General features: G+C 41.1%; 16 protein-coding genes. 7 read left to right on the top strand and 9 right to left on the bottom strand.

What is annotated here, in order from left to right; all coding sequences use genetic code 11:
• Nucleotides 1–22: 22 nt before the first annotated feature.
• From ureG to AAEY55_RS15750, 5 genes are all read left to right on the top strand, one after another.
• Nucleotides 23–661, top strand: a complete 639-nt coding sequence (gene ureG / locus AAEY55_RS15770) for an urease accessory protein UreG (RefSeq protein ID WP_089368417.1) — start codon at nt 23–25, stop codon at nt 659–661.
• A gap of 59 nt (nt 662–720) precedes the next feature.
• A complete protein-coding gene (locus tag AAEY55_RS15765; RefSeq protein WP_089368418.1) occupies nt 721–1,305 on the top strand; it encodes a HupE/UreJ family protein in 585 nt (194 codons plus the stop codon).
• 188 nt (nt 1,306–1,493) lie between these two features.
• Nucleotides 1,494–2,759 (top strand): RidA family protein, encoded by a 1,266-nt coding sequence (locus AAEY55_RS15760; protein WP_350552128.1) that lies wholly within the window; start codon nt 1,494–1,496, stop codon nt 2,757–2,759.
• Between the two features lie 410 nt (nt 2,760–3,169).
• Nucleotides 3,170–4,657, top strand: coding sequence for a bifunctional 2-methylcitrate dehydratase/aconitate hydratase (locus AAEY55_RS15755; RefSeq protein WP_306287950.1), 1,488 nt, complete (start codon nt 3,170–3,172; stop codon nt 4,655–4,657).
• A gap of 106 nt (nt 4,658–4,763) precedes the next feature.
• A complete protein-coding gene (locus tag AAEY55_RS15750; protein ID WP_011328442.1) occupies nt 4,764–4,967 on the top strand; it encodes a hypothetical protein in 204 nt (67 codons plus the stop codon).
• Between the two features lie 59 nt (nt 4,968–5,026).
• Here the strand turns inward: AAEY55_RS15750 and AAEY55_RS15745 are convergent, their stop codons facing one another.
• The 4 genes from AAEY55_RS15745 to AAEY55_RS15730 form a co-directional block, all read right to left on the bottom strand.
• Nucleotides 5,027–6,001, bottom strand: a complete 975-nt coding sequence (locus AAEY55_RS15745) for an aldose epimerase family protein (protein ID WP_306287949.1) — start codon at nt 5,999–6,001, stop codon at nt 5,027–5,029.
• Between the two features lie 135 nt (nt 6,002–6,136).
• Nucleotides 6,137–7,699, bottom strand: coding sequence for a sodium/sugar symporter (locus AAEY55_RS15740; protein ID WP_350552124.1), 1,563 nt, complete (start codon nt 7,697–7,699; stop codon nt 6,137–6,139).
• Nucleotides 7,700–7,740: 41 nt separating this feature from the next.
• Nucleotides 7,741–8,883 carry a galactokinase gene (gene galK, locus AAEY55_RS15735; protein WP_306287948.1) on the bottom strand — a complete coding sequence of 381 codons (1,143 nt, stop codon included), beginning with the start codon at nt 8,881–8,883 and terminating at the stop codon, nt 7,741–7,743.
• The gene (locus AAEY55_RS15730) at nt 8,883–9,926 is read right to left on the bottom strand and encodes a UDP-glucose--hexose-1-phosphate uridylyltransferase (RefSeq protein ID WP_350552121.1); all 1,044 of its coding nucleotides are present in this window, start codon (nt 9,924–9,926) and stop codon (nt 8,883–8,885) included. The genes galK and AAEY55_RS15730 overlap by 1 nt, the downstream gene beginning before the upstream one ends.
• 145 nt (nt 9,927–10,071) lie before the next feature.
• On the opposite strand from AAEY55_RS15730, the gene AAEY55_RS15725 reads away from it, so the two are divergent.
• Complete coding sequence (locus AAEY55_RS15725) at nt 10,072–11,088, top strand: LacI family DNA-binding transcriptional regulator (RefSeq protein WP_350552118.1); 1,017 nt, start codon at nt 10,072–10,074, stop codon at nt 11,086–11,088.
• Nucleotides 11,089–11,179: 91 nt separating this feature from the next.
• On the opposite strand, the gene prpF is transcribed toward AAEY55_RS15725, so the two are convergent.
• The 5 genes from prpF to AAEY55_RS15700 form a co-directional block, all read right to left on the bottom strand.
• Complete coding sequence (prpF, locus tag AAEY55_RS15720) at nt 11,180–12,346, bottom strand: 2-methylaconitate cis-trans isomerase PrpF (RefSeq protein WP_197108147.1); 1,167 nt, start codon at nt 12,344–12,346, stop codon at nt 11,180–11,182.
• A 14-nt stretch (nt 12,347–12,360) separates the two neighbouring features.
• Nucleotides 12,361–14,970 (bottom strand): Fe/S-dependent 2-methylisocitrate dehydratase AcnD, encoded by a 2,610-nt coding sequence (gene acnD, locus AAEY55_RS15715; protein ID WP_089368425.1) that lies wholly within the window; start codon nt 14,968–14,970, stop codon nt 12,361–12,363.
• 134 nt (nt 14,971–15,104) lie between these two features.
• Nucleotides 15,105–16,229, bottom strand: coding sequence for a 2-methylcitrate synthase (gene prpC / locus AAEY55_RS15710; protein WP_086994992.1), 1,125 nt, complete (start codon nt 16,227–16,229; stop codon nt 15,105–15,107).
• Nucleotides 16,230–16,254: 25 nt separating this feature from the next.
• Nucleotides 16,255–17,127, bottom strand: coding sequence for a methylisocitrate lyase (gene prpB / locus AAEY55_RS15705; RefSeq protein WP_011328451.1), 873 nt, complete (start codon nt 17,125–17,127; stop codon nt 16,255–16,257).
• 70 nt (nt 17,128–17,197) lie between these two features.
• Nucleotides 17,198–17,911, bottom strand: a complete 714-nt coding sequence (locus tag AAEY55_RS15700; RefSeq protein ID WP_350552113.1) for a GntR family transcriptional regulator — start codon at nt 17,909–17,911, stop codon at nt 17,198–17,200.
• Between the two features lie 263 nt (nt 17,912–18,174).
• Between AAEY55_RS15700 and rsmF the strand changes: the two genes are divergently transcribed.
• Nucleotides 18,175–19,614, top strand: coding sequence for a 16S rRNA (cytosine(1407)-C(5))-methyltransferase RsmF (gene rsmF, locus AAEY55_RS15695; protein WP_350552110.1), 1,440 nt, complete (start codon nt 18,175–18,177; stop codon nt 19,612–19,614).
• Nucleotides 19,615–20,041: the final 427 nt, after the last annotated feature.

Genomic DNA, 20,041 nt, shown 5'->3' with positions numbered 1-20,041 from the left:
TATATACATAAGGAAAACAGCAATGACACATTGTTTACGAATCGGCGTTGGCGGCCCAGTTGGCTCTGGCAAAACAGCTTTATTACGTCAATTATGTAAAGCATTGAAAGATCACTATGATATCGCCGTGGTTACAAACGATATTTATACCCGCGAAGATGCTGACTTTTTACTTAAACACGACGCACTCCCAGCGGACCGTATTTTAGGAGTAGAAACAGGTGGTTGCCCACATACGGCAATTCGTGAAGATGCTTCTATGAACTTAGCTGCGATTGACGACTTACAAGCACGCCACCCCAATTTAGAAATAGTACTGGTTGAATCTGGCGGCGATAACTTATCAGCTACTTTCAGCCCAGAGCTTTCTGATTTAACACTTTATGTGATTGACGTGTCTGCTGGCGACAAAATTCCACGTAAAGGTGGCCCAGGTATCACTAAGTCTGACTTATTAATAATTAATAAAATTGATATCGCAGAATATGTACATGCTTCGTTAGAGGTAATGGAACGTGACTCGAAAAAAATGCGCGGTGAACGCCCTTTCGTTTTTGCTAACCTTTACGATGGTGTTGGCTTAGAAGAAATCATCAGCTTTATTTTAAAGCAAGGCATGTTACCTGAACGCCGACCTGGCAAGCCAAATAGTATTAATTAAGCAACACAATTTTTAATCAAAACACAATTCAATAGTAAAAAATATAAACGGAGAATAGTATGAAAATAATGACCAAATTACTGATGGGATTAGGCCTAATGCTAACAGCTACTGCAGCTTTAGCCCACCCTGGTCATGGCGTTGAAACCCATAACGGTTTTCTTAGTGGCTTGTTACATCCACTGATGGGTATTGACCACTTATTAGCAATGGCAGCAATTGGCTTTTGGAGTATTCGCCAAAGCACAGCAATGAAACGCGGCGCGCCATTATTTGTAGTTGGCGGCATGGTTTTAGGTGCGGCCCTTGCTTGGAGTGGCTTAAGCTTTGCAGGCGTTGAAACCGGTATTGCAATGACCGTATTACTAGCCGGTATTTTAATTGCCACTATGGCTAAATTACCAACCGTATTAGGCGCAAGCTTAGTCGCTTTATTTATGCTTACACATGGTTATGCCCACGGTGCAGAAATGGCTGAAGGCGCAAGTATATTGAGCTACATGGCAGGCTTTGTTGTTGCTACTTTAGCTATCACCTTTATTGGTCGTGGTTTAGGCACACTTATGCTAAAAGCTGATAACCGCGCTACCCGTGCACTTGGCGGTGTTGTTGCTGTAATTGGTGGCGTATTGGCAGTTGGCTAATAGCAACTGAATTTATTATCCCCATTAGGGTAGCTTTACTGTCGCTAACATAGTTGATGCTATGGTTACCCTTACCTTCAAATCAATGACTATCGAGCAGCAGCTAGATAGTCTGCGAGAATAAACCCACTTTTAATGTGGTTAATTTTAACCTCATTATAACTATCTCAGCTAGGAGAAATATCAAGATGAGCGGCACAATCATAAAGCTTTCAAGAAACACCAATAATGCACCAAGCAGCACTGTAGCTACACAAACAGTTGCTTTTTCGCATTACAATAATATTTCAGCACAATTACCGATTGCTCCTAAAAGCGGTAACATTGTAGCTGATGATATAAAAACACAGGCAAAACAGTGTTTAACAAATATTAAAGCGGTTATTGAAAGTATTGATCATGTTATGGACGATGTGATTAAAATTAATGTGTTTTTAAAAAACATCACAGATATTGATGCTGTAAACGACGTATACGCTAGTTTCTTCCAAGACTACTTACCAACACGCACAACAGTTGCCGTGGCAGCTTTACCGCTAGAGGGTGCATTAGTACAAATGGATGCGCTTATCTCTAATGGCGAAGGTACTACACCACAAGCGCCTTGCGATTTAATTAAAGTAGCAAAAAATAGCAATAATGCACCTATATGCCCAGTGTCTACGCATACAGTTGCTTTTTCTCATTACAATAATATTTCTGCTCAGTTACCTGTCGATCCTAAATCGGGAGAAATAGTAACCGGTGGTATAAAAAATCAGACTAAACAGTGTTTAAGTAATATTAAAGCTATTTTAGAGAGTATTGACGTACCCTTTGACGACATAGTTAAGGTAAATATATTTGTTAAAAACCCAGTAGATATTGACGCAATAAACGAAGTTTATACAACCTTTTTTCCAGACTCAGCTATTGCCAGAGCTGTAGCTTACGTACCAGCAAGATCAACCATGGTTGTTGCAGCACTACCTATGGATGCTTTAGTACAAATTGATGCAGTTATATCCCATGGAGATGGCACACCACCACAAGCAGTTGAGGACAGACACGGCATTATTATTAGAGCAAGTAACACACAAAATGCACCAATTAATGCCCTATCTACACAAACAGTGGCATTTTCGCACTACAACCATATTTCAGCACAATTACCCATTGATGCAAAAACGGCTAATCTTGTAGCTGATGACGTAACAACACAAGCAACACAGTGCTTAAACAATATTAAAGCCATTGTAGAGAGTATTGATCATGTTATGGACGACCTTGTAAAAGTTAACATTCAAGTTAAAAACATTAGCGATATTGCCGCTATTGATAAAGTGTACGCCAGCTTCTTTAAAGGTGATTTGCCAGCAAGAACTGTGGTAGGCGTATCAGCTATCCCTATGAACGCGCTAGTACAAATTGATGCGGTAGTGTCTAACGCTGAAGGTACGCCACCTAAGTTATAATTGTAAACTTGGGTTTATAAGCAATGGTGATTAATCACCAACTAAATACAAACATGACTTTAAACGTTAAGTTTGCATAAATAAGGGCAGCGCAAAATCCACTCGGATCTCTACGCTGCCCTTTTTAATTTTTGCGTCTCCACTATTATCTTGAATTTAAGTAATTAAATACAGATTGCACAATATTGAATACAAAAGCTGCCCAATATTTCTGTGTACATAATAATTTCACCTAGTCATAAGTGTATTTTAAATATACGACATTATGTTTACCTGCTTCCCTATTAGCTGGTAACGGCTCGTGCTATGGTTGAAACGTAAACTAGTTAAAAATAAAAGTGTTTAATAAATATGTATTAAATACTCAGTGCACATTCTAATCGTTAACATTAAACGAATAAGGATAAAAAATGAGTAATAATGTAGATATTAATAATCGCCCTGATTACGACCATGTAATACAAGATATAGCTGATTATGTATTAAATTATAAAGTAAGCAGCAAGGAAGCACTCAATACTGCCCGTAACTGTTTAATAGACACTTTAGGGTGTGGGCTATTAGCGCTGCGATTTCCTGAATGCAGCAAACTCCTCGGCCCTATAGTAGCAGGTACTATTGTGCCTAATGGTGCACGCGTACCGGGCACATCTTTGGTACTCGACCCTGTAAAAGCGGCATGGGATATTGGCTGTATTATTCGCTGGCTCGATTATAACGATACTTGGTTGGCCGCCGAATGGGGTCATCCGTCAGATAACTTAGGTGCTATTTTAGCCGTTGCTGATCATCTATCTCAAGTGAGACTGAGCAAGGGTGAACAACCTTTAACAATGCGCGAAGTGCTAGAAGCCATGATCATGGCGCATGAAATTCAAGGCGTAATAGCGCTAAAAAATTCGTTTAATCGGGTGGGTTTATGCCACGTATTATTAGTACGGGTTGCATCTACTGCGGTTACCACTAAAATGATGGGCGGCAATAAACAACAAATTATGGCCGCTATATCACAAGCTTGGGTAGATGGCTCAGCGCTGCGTACCTATAGGCATGCACCCAATGCAGGCTCTCGTAAATCATGGGCTGCTGGCGATGCAACTTCCCGAGCTGTTCATTTAGCTGATATATCTATGCGTGGTGAAATGGGCATTCCAAGCGTGTTAACAGCCCCGCAATGGGGGTTTTATGATGTCTCTTTTTCTAAAACCAACAAAGACCAAGCACTTAAACCTGAGGCCGAACGGCAGTTTTTATTCACCCAAGACTACGGCAGTTATGTTATGGAAAATATTTTATTTAAAATATCGTTTCCTGCTGAGTTTCATGCCCAAACAGCCGCTGAAGCGTCGGTTATTTTACATCCTCAGGTAAAAGATCGGTTAGCTGATATTGATAAAATTGTTGTGCGTACTCACGAGTCGGCCATTCGTATTATTTCAAAAACGGGTTCCCTTGCTAACGCAGCCGATCGCGATCATTGTTTACAATACATGATTGCAGTGCCGTTAATATTTGGCAATTTAACCGCTGATCATTACGAAGACGAATTTCATAACGCACACCCGATTATTGATGAGCTGCGCAACAAAATGCACATTGTAGAAGATGCACGCTTTACCAAAGAATATTTAGAGGATGATAAACGCTCTATCGCCAATGCTATTCAGGTATTCTTTAAAGATGGCAGTAGCACCGAGGACATAGTTATAGAATACCCTGTGGGTCATCGTCGCCGTCGTGAGGAAGGGATACCACTATTGGAGCAAAAATTTAAAGCTAATTTAGCATCCCGCTTTGAGAATAAACAATGCCACACTATTTTCACGCTTTGTAAAAATCAAACAGCGCTTGAGGCCATGCTTGTAAATAGCTTTATGGACTTATTTGTTATTGAGTAAGTACACCGCTGGCTGGTTTATTAAAGCGCGTAAATTTAATTATATGGCCAAGTAGTTAAGGCCATAACTTTAAAAGTCACAACTCGCGCCAATAAGAGGATTTAATATGACTGAGCAAAATGAACACAGTATCGCAAACTTTGCAGCGTTAAAAACCGCCATAGTAAATGCAGAAGAAGAGTCAGTAAAAGCGCTATTAACAAAGCAACCTATGCAAGATCTTGAAAAAAGTTACCTAATCGATTTAGCCAAATTAAACAGTAATCAGGCTATTTTAAAGATACTCGAAGATATTCCCGTTAAAAAATAGCTCATAGCCCTTATACTAAATAGCCAATAAAGCTGTGCTATGTATTAGCACAGCTTTATTTAAATATTTTCAAAGTGATAGCTAATATATTTATTATAAACTTCGCCCGGCTTTAGTATTGAGTTTTCAAAATCTGGAAAGTTTACTGCATCGCTATAATTTTGAGCTTCTAAACACACTCCCTGATCAGGGCTTAATGGTGCGGCTAAAAATGCACCAGTATAAAGCTGTATAGATGCTTGGTCGGTGTACAACGACATTTTAACTTTATTGCGTAATGAGCTTAATACCGCTGCAGCTTTGTTTGCTTGTGGCTGATTTATAACAAAACAATGATCAAACCCTGTTGGCCCTGTTAGTTGTGGGTGCTGAGCTGACTGCAGACGCTGGCCAATAATAACCGGTTGGTCAAAACAAAAGTCACTATTTTTGACACTTAACACTCTACCCGTTGGTAAGCTGTTATTGTCACGCTCTAAATAGCTGGCCGCATTTATTTGTAACGTGAGTGGCAAGCAATTTTGCTCACCTAAATTAAAGTAGCAATGATTAGTAGCGTTAATAGGGGTTGCTTTATTTGTGGTTGCGCTAAAACTCATAGTCAACTTATTATCATGTGATAAATGATAACGTATTTGCATTTCAACCTTGCCAGGAAAGCCTTGGTCGCCATCTTCTGAGCTTAAGCTCAAAATCACTTCGTTGGCAGTACTCGATTGCACTTGCCAAAAACGCAGAGAAAAGTTATCCGCCCCGCCATGTAAGCAATTTTCACCATCATTTTTACTCAGTAAATATTGCTCACCTTCAAGCTCAAAACTCGCACCACTAATACGATTAGCAACGCGACCACAAGTAGCACCTAAATAATAAGTATCGGTTAAATAACGATTGGTATCGGCATACCCGACTGTCATTTCTGTGGGTGTATCGTTTACCGGAAATAAAATAGATTTAACCCGCGCGCCATAATTTAATATTTCGACCCGCATGCCTTGCTCATTGCTTAATATATAACTGTGTAATTGATTCATTTACTGTTTTCTTGTTATGTCTATTAGAACACAAAAAAATCAAAGCAACCTAAGCTGCTTTGATTCACTATATTTTGCGTTAAACACGTGAGCAGATAGCTATGGCTGTCATACTCACTTAGTAAGCATTCTGCATTACCACCAAGTAGTATACAAAGCGATTAAGATGATAACTACACCCAATGCCGCTATGTTGAAGTTGCTTGAGGTTTTAAAGTTAACATCGTCTAGGCTAACGCTACTGTCTTGGCCTTTATCTGGCTTAGCTAATGATACAATTACACACAATGCCAAACACAGTAAAAATACTAAGCCAACTCTGTCCATAAATGGCAACGCCACCCAGTAAACTTTTAACAGGATTGAGAATACAGCCGAGCCAATTGCAGCAGCTAACGCACCCGCTGAACTGGCTTTTGACCAAAACATACCCATTACAAAAATCACTACAATACCTGGAGTAAAGAAACCGGTGAACTCTTGAATATATTGAAACGCTTGATCGAACTTACCTAATAATGGCTCTGCCACAACCAAGGCTATAGCTAAAGATATTAATGCAGCTGAGCGGCCTATAAATACATAATGTTTTTGTGATTTACCTGGTTTTAACTTGCTGTAAATATCCATAGTGAAAATAGTTGAAATACTGTTAGTCATAGAGGCAAGTGATGAAACAATTGCCGCCACTAATGCAGCAAAAATAAGACCTTTAATACCTGTTGGCATTAACGCCATCATAGATGGATACGCTTGATCTGGCGTGGTAAGTTGCGGGTATAAAACAACCGCAGCAATACCTGGCAACACTACAATTACTGGCATTAGTAATTTTAAATAGGCAGCAAAGGCAATACCTTTTTGTGCTTCTTTAAGGTTTTTAGCGGCAAGTGCGCGTTGAATAATATATTGATTAAATCCCCAGTAGCTAATGTTCATTATCCACAGGCCACCAATTAATACAGATAAACCAGGTAAACTCATATAATGCGGGCTATCTGGGCTTAAAATCATATCAAAGTGGTTTGGAAGCTGATCAGTTAAAACGCCAAAGCCTGCTATTATTCCGTCGCCATCTGCTACTGCATCAAGTGCTAAGTAACTTAAAAATAAGCCACCAAATACCAGCAGTACTACTTGTAAAATATCGGTATAAGCAACGGCTTTCAAACCACCATAAAGTGAATAAGCGACTGAAAATAAGGCTAAAAAGATCATTCCGTACATCCAGTCAACACCGGCAACAGTTTCTATTGCTAAACCACCAAGCCATAAAACAGCGGTTAAATTTACAAATACATATACCGCTAGCCAAAACAGCGCTAACACTGTTTTAACTTTGCTATCAAAGCGTTGCTCTAAATATTGCGGCATAGTAAATATTTCATTTTTAAGAAATATCGGCAGCATATATTTACCTACAATAATTAAGGTAATTGCCGCCATCCACTCATAAGATGCAATAGCTAAACCAATCGCATAGCCCGAACCAGACATACCAATAATTTGTTCTGCCGATATATTTGAGGCAATTAATGATGCACCAATTGCCCACCAAGGCAGTGCTTTACTAGCAAGAAAGTAGTCTTCGGTATTTTTACTAGCACCTTTCTCCTCTCGCGAGATCCACAGCGCGAGTACTAATAACCCCACCACATAAGTAACAAATATGGCAATGTCGAGCGGTTGTAATTTCATAGCTTTAACCTTGTTGTCTTATTGATTTTTATTGTGTTTTATTAATTACTAAAAGCACCTTGCGAAGCCAGGCATACGTAAACGTCTGCTTGAAGCCCTGTTTTTGCATAATAATGTGTATCAATAGCGTTACGTACTTGCTCAACTAAATGATCCGGTGTTAAAGCAACGATACAACCACCAAAACCACCACCGGTCATACGCACTCCGCCTTTATCGCCTAAAACTTGAGCAGTAATATCTACTAAAAAGTCTATTTGAGAGGTAGTAATATCAAAATCATTTTTCATTGATAGGTGCGATTGTGCCATAAGTTGGCTCATAGTTACCATATCATTGACGTTTAGCGCTTTGAGAGCTAGTTCGGTACGGGTATTTTCAGTGACTATATGTTTAGCGCGCTTATATATTAATGGCGGTAAATTAGCTTGCTCTGCTTCTAGTTCCTCAAGAGTAACATCGCGCAATGCCGGTTTATTAAAGTGCTTTGCTGCAGCTTCGCATTGCTCGCGTCGGGTATTGTATTCGCTGTCGACCAGCCCTCTTTTAACATTAGAGTTAACAATAACTAACAACATTCCCTTTGGAATAACAGCATATTCAAAGGTTAAACTTCTGCAATCGAGCAACATGGCATGCCCTTGCTTACCCATCGACGAAATTAATTGATCCATAATGCCGCAATTACAGCCGACAAAGTTATTTTCAGCTCTTTGTCCCATGAGTGCCGCTTTAACACCATCGAGCGGAATATTGTTTAATGTTGCAAACGTTTTTAAAAGAGCAATTTCAAAACTAGCTGATGAGCTCAAACCCGTACCTTGTGGCACATTGCCCGACACTACTAAGTCGGCACCGCTAATATTTGGGTAGCTTTGCATTAATGCTTGTAGTGTGCCGCGAATATAGTTAACCCACATTTGTTGGCTAAATTCTATTTTATCTAGGCTAAAACTATTGGTTTCGTTGTTACAATCAATTGCTAAGACGTTAATGTTGCGATCAGCTCGCACTTTTGCAGCAATGTCGGTGCCAAAATTAATCGCAGCGGGTAGCACAAAACCATCATTATAATCTGTGTGTTCACCAATAAGATTAACGCGCCCAGGTGCATGAAATAGCTGCTCTGGCGGGCAATTAAAATGTTGTTCAAATTGGCTAATAAGCATTGTAGTTCTTGGCATTACTTAGCCTCCTTATAATGTACGTTTGGTACATCACGTAATCTTTGTGCTGCTTGCTCTGGAGTTAAATCACGTTGTGATTCTGCCATCATTTCGTAGCCCACCATAAATTTACGCACAGTAGCTGAGCGTAACAATGGTGGGAAAAAGCTGGCATGGAGCTGCCATTCACTGTGCTCTTGCCCATCATAAGGCGCGCCGTGCCAGCCCATAGAATATGGGAACGAGCAATTAAATAGATTGTCGTATTTAGTGGTAATTTGTTTTAATGCATCGGCTAGAGTTACCGCTTGTTCTCGGGTTAAGTCGACCATACGTGTTAACGCAAAACGCGGTAATAATAAGGTTTCAAATGGCCAGCCTGCCCAGTACGGTACAACCACCAGCCAATCTTCATTTTTAACAACAACACGCTCGCCCGACTGCGCTTCACGCTGAGCGTAATCAAGTAATAAGTTACTGTTATATTTTTTAGCATAGTCGCTCAGCGCATGTTGTTTTTTATTTACCAAAGTAGGTAATTGCTGCTGCGACCAAATTTGGCCATGCGGATGCGGATTTGAGCACCCCATCATCGCCCCTTTGTTTTCAAATACCTGCACCCAGTTATACTTTTCGCCTAACTCTAAGCACTGGCTTTGCCATGTTTTAACAATGTCGGTAATGGCGCTAATACTAAGTTGCGGTAAGGTTTTGCTGTGATCTGGAGAGAAGCAAATAACACGACTTTCGCCTTGCTCTGTGGCCATTTTAAATAGCGGATCGTCTGTTTTAAATTCTGGAGTATCAATTTTCAGAGCTGCAAAGTCATTAGTAAACACATAAGTTTTTTTATAGTTGTCATTAACCTCACCGTTTATGCGAGTATTACCAGCACATAAAAAACAGCTTTCATCATGACTTTCTCTAACGTCTTCATCGAGAGTTTCAACTTGTCCCTGCCAAGGTCGCTTGGCACGATGCGGTGAAACTAACACCCATTCGTCAATCAATGGATTGTAGCGACGATGTGGATGCTCAGTAGGGTCAAAAATTGTATCCATAAGTATCTCAAATGTGGTTTATGATAAAACCGAAAAGGGTAAACGCTTACCCCGCTATTTGCAACCTAAAAAATCAACATATACAGCCCACGTTAAATAGTGTAAATTTTATTATTAACAGGATGTAGAAAACGATTACCCGCCAATGACAACAATAAAAGATGTAGCCAGAATTGCAGGCGTGTCTATCGCCTCGGTATCTCGTGTAATTAATAATGGCCCTAAAGTAAGTAAGGCAACCATAGAAAAAGTAAATAAAGTAATGCAAGAGCTTGGCTACACGCCCAATGCTAATGCACGTGCTTTAGTAACCCGAAAAAGCATGACCATAGGCGTGGTGATCCCCGAACTTACCGACCCATTTTTTGCATTATTAGCCAGCGGGGTAGATAAAGTAGCCCGCGAAAATAATATGCAATTGTTGTTAAGTACCGCAGGACAAAGTGTAGAATCTGAACGCGCTGCTATCAATTTATTACTTGAACGCCGCTGCCAAACTGTTGTTATGCATAGTAAAATAATTCCTGACTGCGAACTAATTACTTTATGTGAAAAACTCCCCGGCTTAGTGCTTATCAATAGACACATTGAGCAAATAAAACATAAATGTATTTGGTTAGATAACGAAGAAGGCGCAAAAATAGCAGCGCGCCATCTAATGACGCTCAAACATAAAAACATTGCCTGTATAAGCAGTAAATATCAAATTGAAGATCCTGCGCTACGCCTTAATGGCTTTTCGGCAGAACTAAATATGGCAGGCAGCCCCATTAGCCCTGCGCTGATTAAATACGCGGAGCCTACCCTACAAGGCGGACAAAGCGCTGCGCAAAACTTATTAGCCTCTGGGCAGCCCTTCAGCGCTATTTTTGTTTATAACGATGCTATGGCTATTGGTGCTATTTCAACACTTGAAGATAATGGCTATAAAGTACCCGGTGATGTGTCGGTGATTGGTTTTGATGATGTGCTAATTGCACGTTATTCAAGGCCAAAACTAACCACTCTAAACTATCCCATTGAAAAAATGGCGCAGCACGCAGCTCTGTTGGCGTTAACACACTTTAAAAATGAAATAGTTGAAAGTGTCAGTCACAGTGAGCATAAATATTTACCCCGCTTGGTCAAACGAGAGTCAACGAGTATCAAAAATAGCCCATAACCAAAAAAAGTTGATGAGTAATACCCTAAAGTATTACCGCATCAACTTATGCATACATTATAAATAACTTAATCGTAATTAAAACAATGCTTTATTGCGGTACTCTTACCACGCCTTCCATTAGTACCCGTGCACTGCGGCTCATACTGGCTTTAGTTACTTGCCAGTTACCATCCGTATTTGTAGCGTGTGCGCCTACTTTTAAGGTGCCCGATGGGTGACCAAAGTTAACTTCACTCAATGCCCCGCCACCAGCGGCTAAATTAACTAACGTACCGTCAATTGCCGCAGCGGTACCAATAGCTACTGCTGCTGTGCCCATCATTGCATGGTGTAATTTACCCATAGACATAGCGCGCACTAACAAGTTAATTTCACTGGCGTTAATTTGCTTACCGCTTGACGCTTTGTAATTTTGTGCTGCACCAACAAATGCCACTTTAGGTGTATGTTGGCGTGCTGCTGCCTCATCAATATTTTGTATGAGTCCCATTTTAACTGCGCCATAGGCACGAATGGTTTCAAGCTTTTCAAGCGCTGCTGCATCTGCGTTTATATCATCTTGCAATTCAGTGCCGGTATAACCAATGTCGCTTGCATTAACAAAAATGGTGGGAATGCCTGCGTTGATCATCGTCGCTTTTAAAGTACCGACTCCCGGCACTTCTAGGTCATCAACCACATTGCCAGTTGGGAATAACGCCCCGTCGCCATCTGCAGGGTCAATAAATTCCAGTTTTACTTCAGCTGCTGCAAATGTAACGCCGTCTAGCTCAAAGTCACCGGTTTCTTGTACTTCGCCATTAGTCATAGGTACATGCACTAAAATGCTTTTTTTAATATTGGCTTGCCACACACGCACAACAGCAACGCCATTATCGGGTACACGGCTTTTATCAACTAAGTCATTACTAATAGCAAAAGCACCGACAGCTGCGGTTAAATTACCGCAGTTGCCGCTAAAATCAACAAACGCTTTATCTATTGCCACTTGGCCAAATAAATAGTCAACATCGTGATCGGCTTGCGCACTTTTACTTAAAATAACTGTTTTACTGGTGCTAGATGTAGCACCGCCCATACCATCGGTTTGTTTGCCGTACGGATCTGGGCTGCCAATAACGCGCAGTAATAAGTTATTACGTGCCTCACCTGCCACTTGGGCAGGCTTTGGCAAGTCACTAAGGTTAAAAAACACCCCTTTACTAGTACCGCCACGCATGTATGTGGCAGGTACTTTAATTTGTGGTTTAAACATAATTAACCCTGCCCTTATGCTGTTTTTGTAGCTTCTAAAAAGTCTTGTGCAAAGCGTTGTAATACACCACCTGCAGCATAAATAGACAGCTCTTCTTGTGTATCTATACGACATTTCATTGGTACGTTTAGTACTTCGCCATTTTTACGAGTGATCGACAAGTTAAGTGTGCAACCAGGGGTTGGTTCACCCGTTACATCGTAACTTTCACTGCCATCTAGTTTGAGTGTTTTACGAGTTGTTCCCGCTTTAAACTCTAACGGTAAAACACCCATACCCACTAAGTTAGTACGGTGAATACGCTCAAACCCTTCAGCTGCTATTACTTCAACACCCGCGAGTCTTACGCCTTTTGCCGCCCAATCGCGCGACGAGCCTTGGCCATAATCTGCGCCTGCCACAATAATAAGTGGTTGCTTACGCTGCATGTATGCTTCGATTGCTTCCCACATGCGAGTATTTTTCCCCTCTGGTTCTATGCGCGCGTACGAACCTTGTTTAATTTCGCCGTTTTCATCAAGTACCATTTCATTTAGCAATTTAGGGTTAGCAAACGTAGCGCGCTGCGCTGTTAAATGATCGCCCCTATGGGTTGCGTATGAGTTAAAGTCTTCCTCAGGTACGTTCATTTTTAATAGGTATTCACCCGCGGCACTGCTGGCCATTATCGCATTTGAAGGCGATAAGTGATCGGTTGTAATGTTATCGCCAAGTACTGCCAGTGCACGCATACCTGTCATGGTACGCTCGCCTGCTAATGCACCTTCCCAATAAGGAGGTCGGCGAATATAAGTGCTTTCTGGACGCCATTCGTATAGCGGGTCGTTATCTTCACCGTAATCTACGGTTAAGTTAAACATGGGCTCGTATACTTTTCTAAATTGCTCTGGCTTAACGCTTTGCTTAACTACTGCGTCAATTTCTTCATCTGACGGCCATAAATCTTTAAGGGTAACGTCGTTACCTTGCTGATCTTTACCTAGTATATCTTTTTCAATATCAAAACGAATCGTACCGGCAATTGCATAAGCAACAACCAAAGGCGGCGATGCTAAAAACGCTTGTTTGGCGTAAGGATGAATACGGCCGTCAAAGTTACGGTTACCCGACAGTACCGCGGTGGCGTATAAGTCGCGATCAATCACTTCTTTTTGAATTACAGGGTCAAGCGCGCCACTCATGCCATTACACGTAGTACAAGCAAAACCAACAATACCAAAACCTAGCTGTTCAAGTTCGGTAAGTAAGTTAGCGTCTTCTAGGTACGATTGCACGGCTTTAGAGCCCGGTGCTAATGAGGTTTTTACCCAAGGTTTACGCGTTAACCCCTTGGCGTTAGCATTACGCGCAAGTAATGCCGCGGCAATCACGTTGCGTGGGTTACTGGTGTTTGTACAGCTGGTAATAGCGGCAATAATACACGCACCATCTGGCATTAAGCCTGCTTCGTTTTCAACTACGCCTGAAATACCTTCTTTAGCTAAATCGCTTGTAGATACACGGCGATGTGGATTTGATGGCCCAGCAATGTTGCGCCCCACACTTGATAAATCAAACTTAAGCACGCGATCGTACTGCGCTGTTTTTAAGCTATCGCTCCACAGGCCTGTGGTTTTAGCGTAGTTTTCTACCAGTGCAATTTGCTCTTCTTCACGACCCGTTAAACGCAAATAATCTATGGTCATATCGTCGATGTAAAACATCGCCGCTGTGGCACCAAATTCAGGCGTCATATTTGAAATAGTTGCACGATCGCCCAGCGTAAGTGCATCGGCACCTTCACCGTAAAATTCTAAGTATGCTGATACCACACGCTGCGCGCGTAAAAATTCAGTAATAGCCAGTACGATATCGGTAGCGGTAATACCCGGTTGGCGCTTACCTGTTAGCTCAACCCCTACAATGTCTGGCAGGCGCATGTACGAAGCGCGCCCTAGCATTACGCTTTCTGCTTCAAGGCCACCTACACCCACAGCAATAACACCCAGTGCATCAACGTGTGGAGTATGGCTGTCTGTACCTACTAAGGTATCTGGGAAGGCAATACCATCGCGGTTTTGAATTACCGGCGACATTTTTTCAAGGTTAATTTGATGCATAATGCCGTTACCTGGCGGGATCACATCAATATTTTTAAACGCTGTTTTGGTCCAGTTTATAAAATGGAAACGGTCATCGTTACGTCTGTCTTCTATAGCACGGTTTTTTTCAAATGCATCGGGATCAAACCCTGCATGCTCTACCGACAAAGAGTGATCAACAATTAATTGCGTAGGTACAACTGGGTTTACTTTAGACGGATCGCCACCTTTAGCAGCAATCGCGTCACGCAGTCCAGCTAAGTCAACCAGTGCAGTTTGCCCCAAAATATCGTGACACACTACACGCGCCGGATACCAAGGAAAGTCTAAATCTTGTTTGCGTTCAATCAACTGGTTTAGTGCATCGGTAAGCATTGCTGGATCGCAGCGGCGCACTAAGTTTTCGGCAAATACACGTGATGTATAAGGCAGTGTTGCATATGCACCTGGTTTAATTGCATCAACAGCTGCTTGAGCATCAAAATAATCAACGTTTGAATTGGGTAAGGGTTTTCGATATTCAGTATTATTTATTATAGTCATTAAAATATTCGCTAATTTGGTGACGGTGGTTGTGCACTACTAGCTTATTTAAGGAGAGAGTGAAAAGTGATGAGCCTTAAAATAGTGTGCAGCAAATAAAAAAGGTGAGCACTTTACGTGCCCACCAAATAATTTTAACGTGATTCGATAGGTGTGTAGCTACGTGCATCTGGCCCAGTGTAATCAGCACTTGGACGAATAATACGGTTATTTGCACGTTGCTCTTTAACGTGTGCTGTCCAACCTGTTACGCGGCTCATTACAAATATTGGCGTAAATAATTTGGTCGGAATATCCATAAAGTGATACGCCGATGCGTGGAAGAAATCAGCATTACAAAATAACTTTTTCTCGCGCCACATTACTTCTTCACAACGAACAGACACAGGATAAAGTACATCATCACCTACTTCTGCTGCGAGCTTTTCAGACCACTTTTTAATAATTACGTTACGTGGATCTGATTCGCGATAAATAGCGTGGCCAAAGCCCATAATTTTATCTTTACGCTCAAGCATGCCCATAATTTCTTGCTCTGCTTGATCTGCGCTGGTGAAGTTTTCAATCATATCCATTGCCGCTTCGTTAGCACCACCATGTAATGGCCCACGTAACGTACCTATGGCACCGGTTACACATGAATGAATATCAGATAGCGTTGATGCACACACACGACCAGTAAAGGTTGAGGCATTAAATTCATGCTCTGCGTATAAAATTAGTGACACATTCATTACCTGAGCAAATAGCTCAGACGGGGCTTTATCGTGTAATAAGGTTAAAAAGTGCGCGCCAACTGAGTCGTCATCTGTTTGCGTTTCAATGCGTACGCCATCATGCGTAAAGCGATACCAGTAACAAATAATACTTGGAAATACTGCAACCATGCGGTCAATTGCATCATTGGCTTCGCTAAAATCATTTTCCATTTCAAGGTTACCCAGCATAGAGCAACCTGTGCGCATCACATCCATTGGGTGTGCGTCTTTTGGAATGTTCTCAAGCACTGTTTTAAGCGCTTGTGGTAAGCCGCGTAAGCTTTTTAGTTTAGCCTTGTATTCTGCAAGCTCACCAGTTGTTGGTAATTCGCCACGAGATAATAAAAACGATACTTCTTCAAACTGCGCTTTTTCAGCAAGCTCGCTAATATCGTAACCACAATAAGTTAAACCTGAACCTGTTTGGCCTACTGTACATAATGCAGTTTGACCTGCTACTTGTCCGCGTAAACCTGCACCCGCTAATACTTTAGTACTCATAATTTATCTCCTTAAATTGTTATTATTATTTAGTTGATGAAAAAAGGTTATCTAGGGTATTTTCATAGGTGTGATAATCTAAAAAATCATACAGCTCAGCACGGGTTTGCATATTTTCAATTTGGCTTTGTTGCGAACCTTCATTTAAAATTGAGCTGTATACATTATAGGCTGCTTTGTTCATCGCTCTAAATGCGCTTAATGGGTAAAGCACCATTTCAACGCCTACATCGCCTAACTGCTCTTTAGTATAAATAGGCGTTTGACCAAACTCAGTAATGTTAGCCAATACAGGAACGTTAATCGCTTTTGTAAATGCTTGGTAGTCGGCAAGGTCGTGCACGGCTTCTGCAAAAATGGCGTCTGCACCGGCTTCAACACACGCTGCTGCACGCTCAATAGCGGCATTTAAACCTTCTTTTTGAAACGCATCGGTACGTGCCATAATGTAAAAGTCACTATCGGTTTTTGCATCTACAGCAGCTTTAATACGGTCAACCATTTCACCTTGGCTAACTATTTCTTTATTTGGGCGGTGGCCACAACGCTTTTGCGCTACTTGGTCTTCAATATGGAAACCGGCAGCGCCTGCTTTAGTCATTTCTTTTACTGTACGGGCAATATTAAACGCACCACCCCAACCTGTATCTGCATCTACTAATAAAGGTAAGTCGCTTGCACCGGTAATACGGCGAATATCTTCAAGCACGTTATCAAGGCTAGTCATACCTAAATCAGGCATACCAAAAGAAGCATTGGCAACACCAGCACCCGATAAGTAAATTGCCTGATGACCCATTTTTTCAGCCATCATTGCTGTGTACGCATTAATAGTACCCACTATTTGTAATGGGTGATTATTGGCAATAGCCTGTTTAAACTTTGATCCTGCTGACATTCGTTTCTCCTAACTTTGAACGGGGCTGCTCTTTGGCAGCTTAGTATTTTTTAATAATGTTACATCTGTACTAGTTTGCCATTTCATTTTGAGTGGCTTGTACTGATTGATATCCATCAAATTTTGTTTGTATATTTGCTTGAGAAGCACTGATATGGCGCTTCATTAGCATTTCGGCGAGCTCACCATCATGGTTTTCTATGGCGTTAATAATGGCTAAATGTTCGTCAAATGCTTTCGATACGCGTGGCCCAACCATACCCATTTGTACGCGGTACATTCTTATTAATTGATAAAGGTCGTGGCATAGCAAATGAATCAAGTGGGCATTTTTACTGCCTTTTATGATGCGGTAATGAAAATCTAAATCACCTGCTTCTTGATAGTACGACTCGCCTTCTTTTACTCGTTGCGTTTTTAAATGCTGATTAAGTAATTGCTTTAAACCTTGGACTTCATCGGCTGCCATATTGTCGGCAGCAAGACGACACGCCAAGCCCTCTAAGGCACTGCGCACTTGATAAACTTCTATCAAGCGATCTGCTGTTAACGATACAACTCGGCAACCTATGTTGGCTTTACGCTCAACTAAATAACAGCTTTCTAAACGATTTAACGCTTCACGCAGCGTTGCACGGCTTACCCCGTAACGCTTTGCCAGTTCTGGCTCAGATATTTTACTGCCTTGTGCTATGCTGCCCTCTACTATTTCTCGGCGCATATTTACAAACACTTGATCTGATGCGGTTGTAATAGGTGTTTCATTTAACAGGCTTTGCGTCATAGGTTACTATTAGATTGTCGACAATTTATAAAGCCACTATGAACTCACTACCACTAAGTGTCAACCCTAAAACAGTATGTAAAACTTAAAAAACACACTTATTGTCGACATCATTAGCCTAAAGTATAATAATTACCTGCTCTAAAGTGATAAATCACTGCTAAGTGTCGACACCAATAAAAACTAACTTTTTACCTGTTAAGCACTGAAACACACTTTAAGAAATGTTATTATTTGTCTTTAATATAACGACTGGCCAAACCGTGGACGCAAATACCTTTATCCCCGAGCACTTTATCAATGATGTAAAAACCTATTTACCTGCACACCTAGATATAGACGACTTTATTAATGCTTGCCGGCGGCCACTACGAAAATCTATTCGTGTTAATACCTTAAAAATATCTGTTACTGAGTTTAAGCAATACGCTAAGCAAAAAAATTGGCTACTCACTCCTATTCCATGGTGCGAGGAAGGTTTTTGGTTAGAGCGCCCTGCCGCAGAAGAGCAAAACCTAGCACTTGGCAATACCGATCTTCACCTTAGCGGTGCTATGTATGTTCAAGAAGCAAGCTCCATGCTGCCCCCCATAGCACTAAAACAAAGTATAGAGCACACTAATTACGTTCTTGATATGGCATCTGCACCTGGCTCTAAAACTTCGCAGCTTGCTGCACTAATGAATAACCAAGGGGTGTTGGTTGCAAATGAGCTTTCGTCATCACGCTTAAAAGTACTTAGCGCTACTTTAAAACGCATGGGAGTAGGTAACTGTGCGTTATCGCATTTTGATGGGGTGATTTTTGGTAATTATATGTTTGAGTGCTTTGATAGCATTTTACTCGATGCCCCCTGCTCTGGCGAAGGCACAGTACGAAAAGATGCAGATGCACTAAAAAATTGGTCAATCGACTCTAATATTGAAATTGCCCAAGTACAAAAAGATCTAATTAAAAGTGCATTTTACGCACTTAAACCTGGCGGCACATTGGTGTATTCAACCTGTACATTAACCCCTCTCGAAAACCAGCAAGTATGCAGCGCATTATTAGATGAGTTTGGCGAATATATAAGCTCTGAGTCATTAAGCGACTTATTCCCCGGGGCTGATAAAGCCACCACCACAGAGGGCTACTTACATGTTTGGCCGCAAACCTTCGACAGCGAAGGCTTTTTTATTGCTAAATTTAAAAAGCACAGCAGCTGCGAAAACCAAAATCTAAAAGTTAAAAAAGGTGCATTCCCTTTTAGTGACTTTGATAGTAAACAGCAAAGTGCGTTTATGAGCTCCCTCAAAAAGCAATTTGGTTTAACGAGTCTACCAGGCACTTTAATGCAACGCGACAAAGAGCTTTGGCTGTTTCCTGATGAATTTGAAGCGATACAAAACAAAATTAAATATGCGCGATTAGGTATTCAGGTAGGCGTTATTCATAAAAATGGCGTACGCCTAACGCACGAATATGCAACGGTATTTGGTAAGCAGTGTAAAAGTAATGTACTGGCATTAACCAATGAACAGGCTAACGATTACTTTAATGGTAAAGATATACGCCTAGAAGAGGTAACCAAATCAAGCGGCGAGGTGATCCTAACTTTATGTGGTTGCCCTATTGGCTTAGGGAAATGGCAAAAAAATAAAGTTAAAAACTCTTTACCAAGAGATTTAGTACAAAATACGCAGTTAATAAACTGGGCGTAAACTCCAACTTAAATGTAACAAAGGTATGCATAACAAATGTAACTCACTGTAATTATTGCAGTATAAAAAACGAGCAAAAATGTGTATTTTTGAAGCTTTTGACTATACTTAAATAACTTTCTTCTTCTCCCTAAGAATCTGAAAGTGTCTTTAGTTAGCGCAGGGCTCACATATGAGCCCCTCTATATCCCAGAGTCCCTTATAGCTCTGGGTCTTTTTTTGTCTACGGTCTAGGCGAAAGTTAACGAGCTTCGGGGATCGGGTTACGAGCTTAATCCCGAAACTTGCCCTAGCATTACAATTAGATCTTTAAGAGAAATTATGCACAAAGAGATTATGAGAAGCTGCGCTTTTAGAGGTAGTAACAAAATAATTAGTACTTAGGTTAGTGGCTTTGGTTTCTCATTTACTACTCATTCCCTTCTCT

The sequence above is a fragment of the Pseudoalteromonas sp. 120-MNA-CIBAN-0494 genome, assembly GCF_040308885.1.
Taxonomy (GTDB): Bacteria; Pseudomonadota; Gammaproteobacteria; order Enterobacterales; family Alteromonadaceae; genus Pseudoalteromonas; species Pseudoalteromonas nigrifaciens.
The sequence above is the reverse complement of the archived record's forward strand: the minus strand, read 5'-3'. Positions and strand labels throughout refer to the sequence as shown.

Coding starts and splice junctions, on each gene's coding strand:
- AAEY55_RS15700 (WP_350552113.1), bottom strand. CDS start 17,911: ATGACGCAAAGCCTGTTAAATGAAACACCTATTACAACCGCATCAGAT.
- prpC (WP_086994992.1), bottom strand. CDS start 16,229: ATGAGTACTAAAGTATTAGCGGGTGCAGGTTTACGCGGACAAGTAGCA.
- AAEY55_RS15740 (WP_350552124.1), bottom strand. CDS start 7,699: ATGAAATTACAACCGCTCGACATTGCCATATTTGTTACTTATGTGGTG.
- acnD (WP_089368425.1), bottom strand. CDS start 14,970: ATGACTATAATAAATAATACTGAATATCGAAAACCCTTACCCAATTCA.
- AAEY55_RS15730 (WP_350552121.1), bottom strand. CDS start 9,926: ATGGATACAATTTTTGACCCTACTGAGCATCCACATCGTCGCTACAAT.
- AAEY55_RS15755 (WP_306287950.1), top strand. CDS start 3,170: ATGAGTAATAATGTAGATATTAATAATCGCCCTGATTACGACCATGTA.
- AAEY55_RS15750 (WP_011328442.1), top strand. CDS start 4,764: ATGACTGAGCAAAATGAACACAGTATCGCAAACTTTGCAGCGTTAAAA.
- AAEY55_RS15765 (WP_089368418.1), top strand. CDS start 721: ATGAAAATAATGACCAAATTACTGATGGGATTAGGCCTAATGCTAACA.
- ureG (WP_089368417.1), top strand. CDS start 23: ATGACACATTGTTTACGAATCGGCGTTGGCGGCCCAGTTGGCTCTGGC.
- AAEY55_RS15725 (WP_350552118.1), top strand. CDS start 10,072: ATGACAACAATAAAAGATGTAGCCAGAATTGCAGGCGTGTCTATCGCC.
- galK (WP_306287948.1), bottom strand. CDS start 8,883: ATGCCAAGAACTACAATGCTTATTAGCCAATTTGAACAACATTTTAAT.
- prpF (WP_197108147.1), bottom strand. CDS start 12,346: ATGTTTAAACCACAAATTAAAGTACCTGCCACATACATGCGTGGCGGT.
- prpB (WP_011328451.1), bottom strand. CDS start 17,127: ATGTCAGCAGGATCAAAGTTTAAACAGGCTATTGCCAATAATCACCCA.
- AAEY55_RS15745 (WP_306287949.1), bottom strand. CDS start 6,001: ATGAATCAATTACACAGTTATATATTAAGCAATGAGCAAGGCATGCGG.
- AAEY55_RS15760 (WP_350552128.1), top strand. CDS start 1,494: ATGAGCGGCACAATCATAAAGCTTTCAAGAAACACCAATAATGCACCA.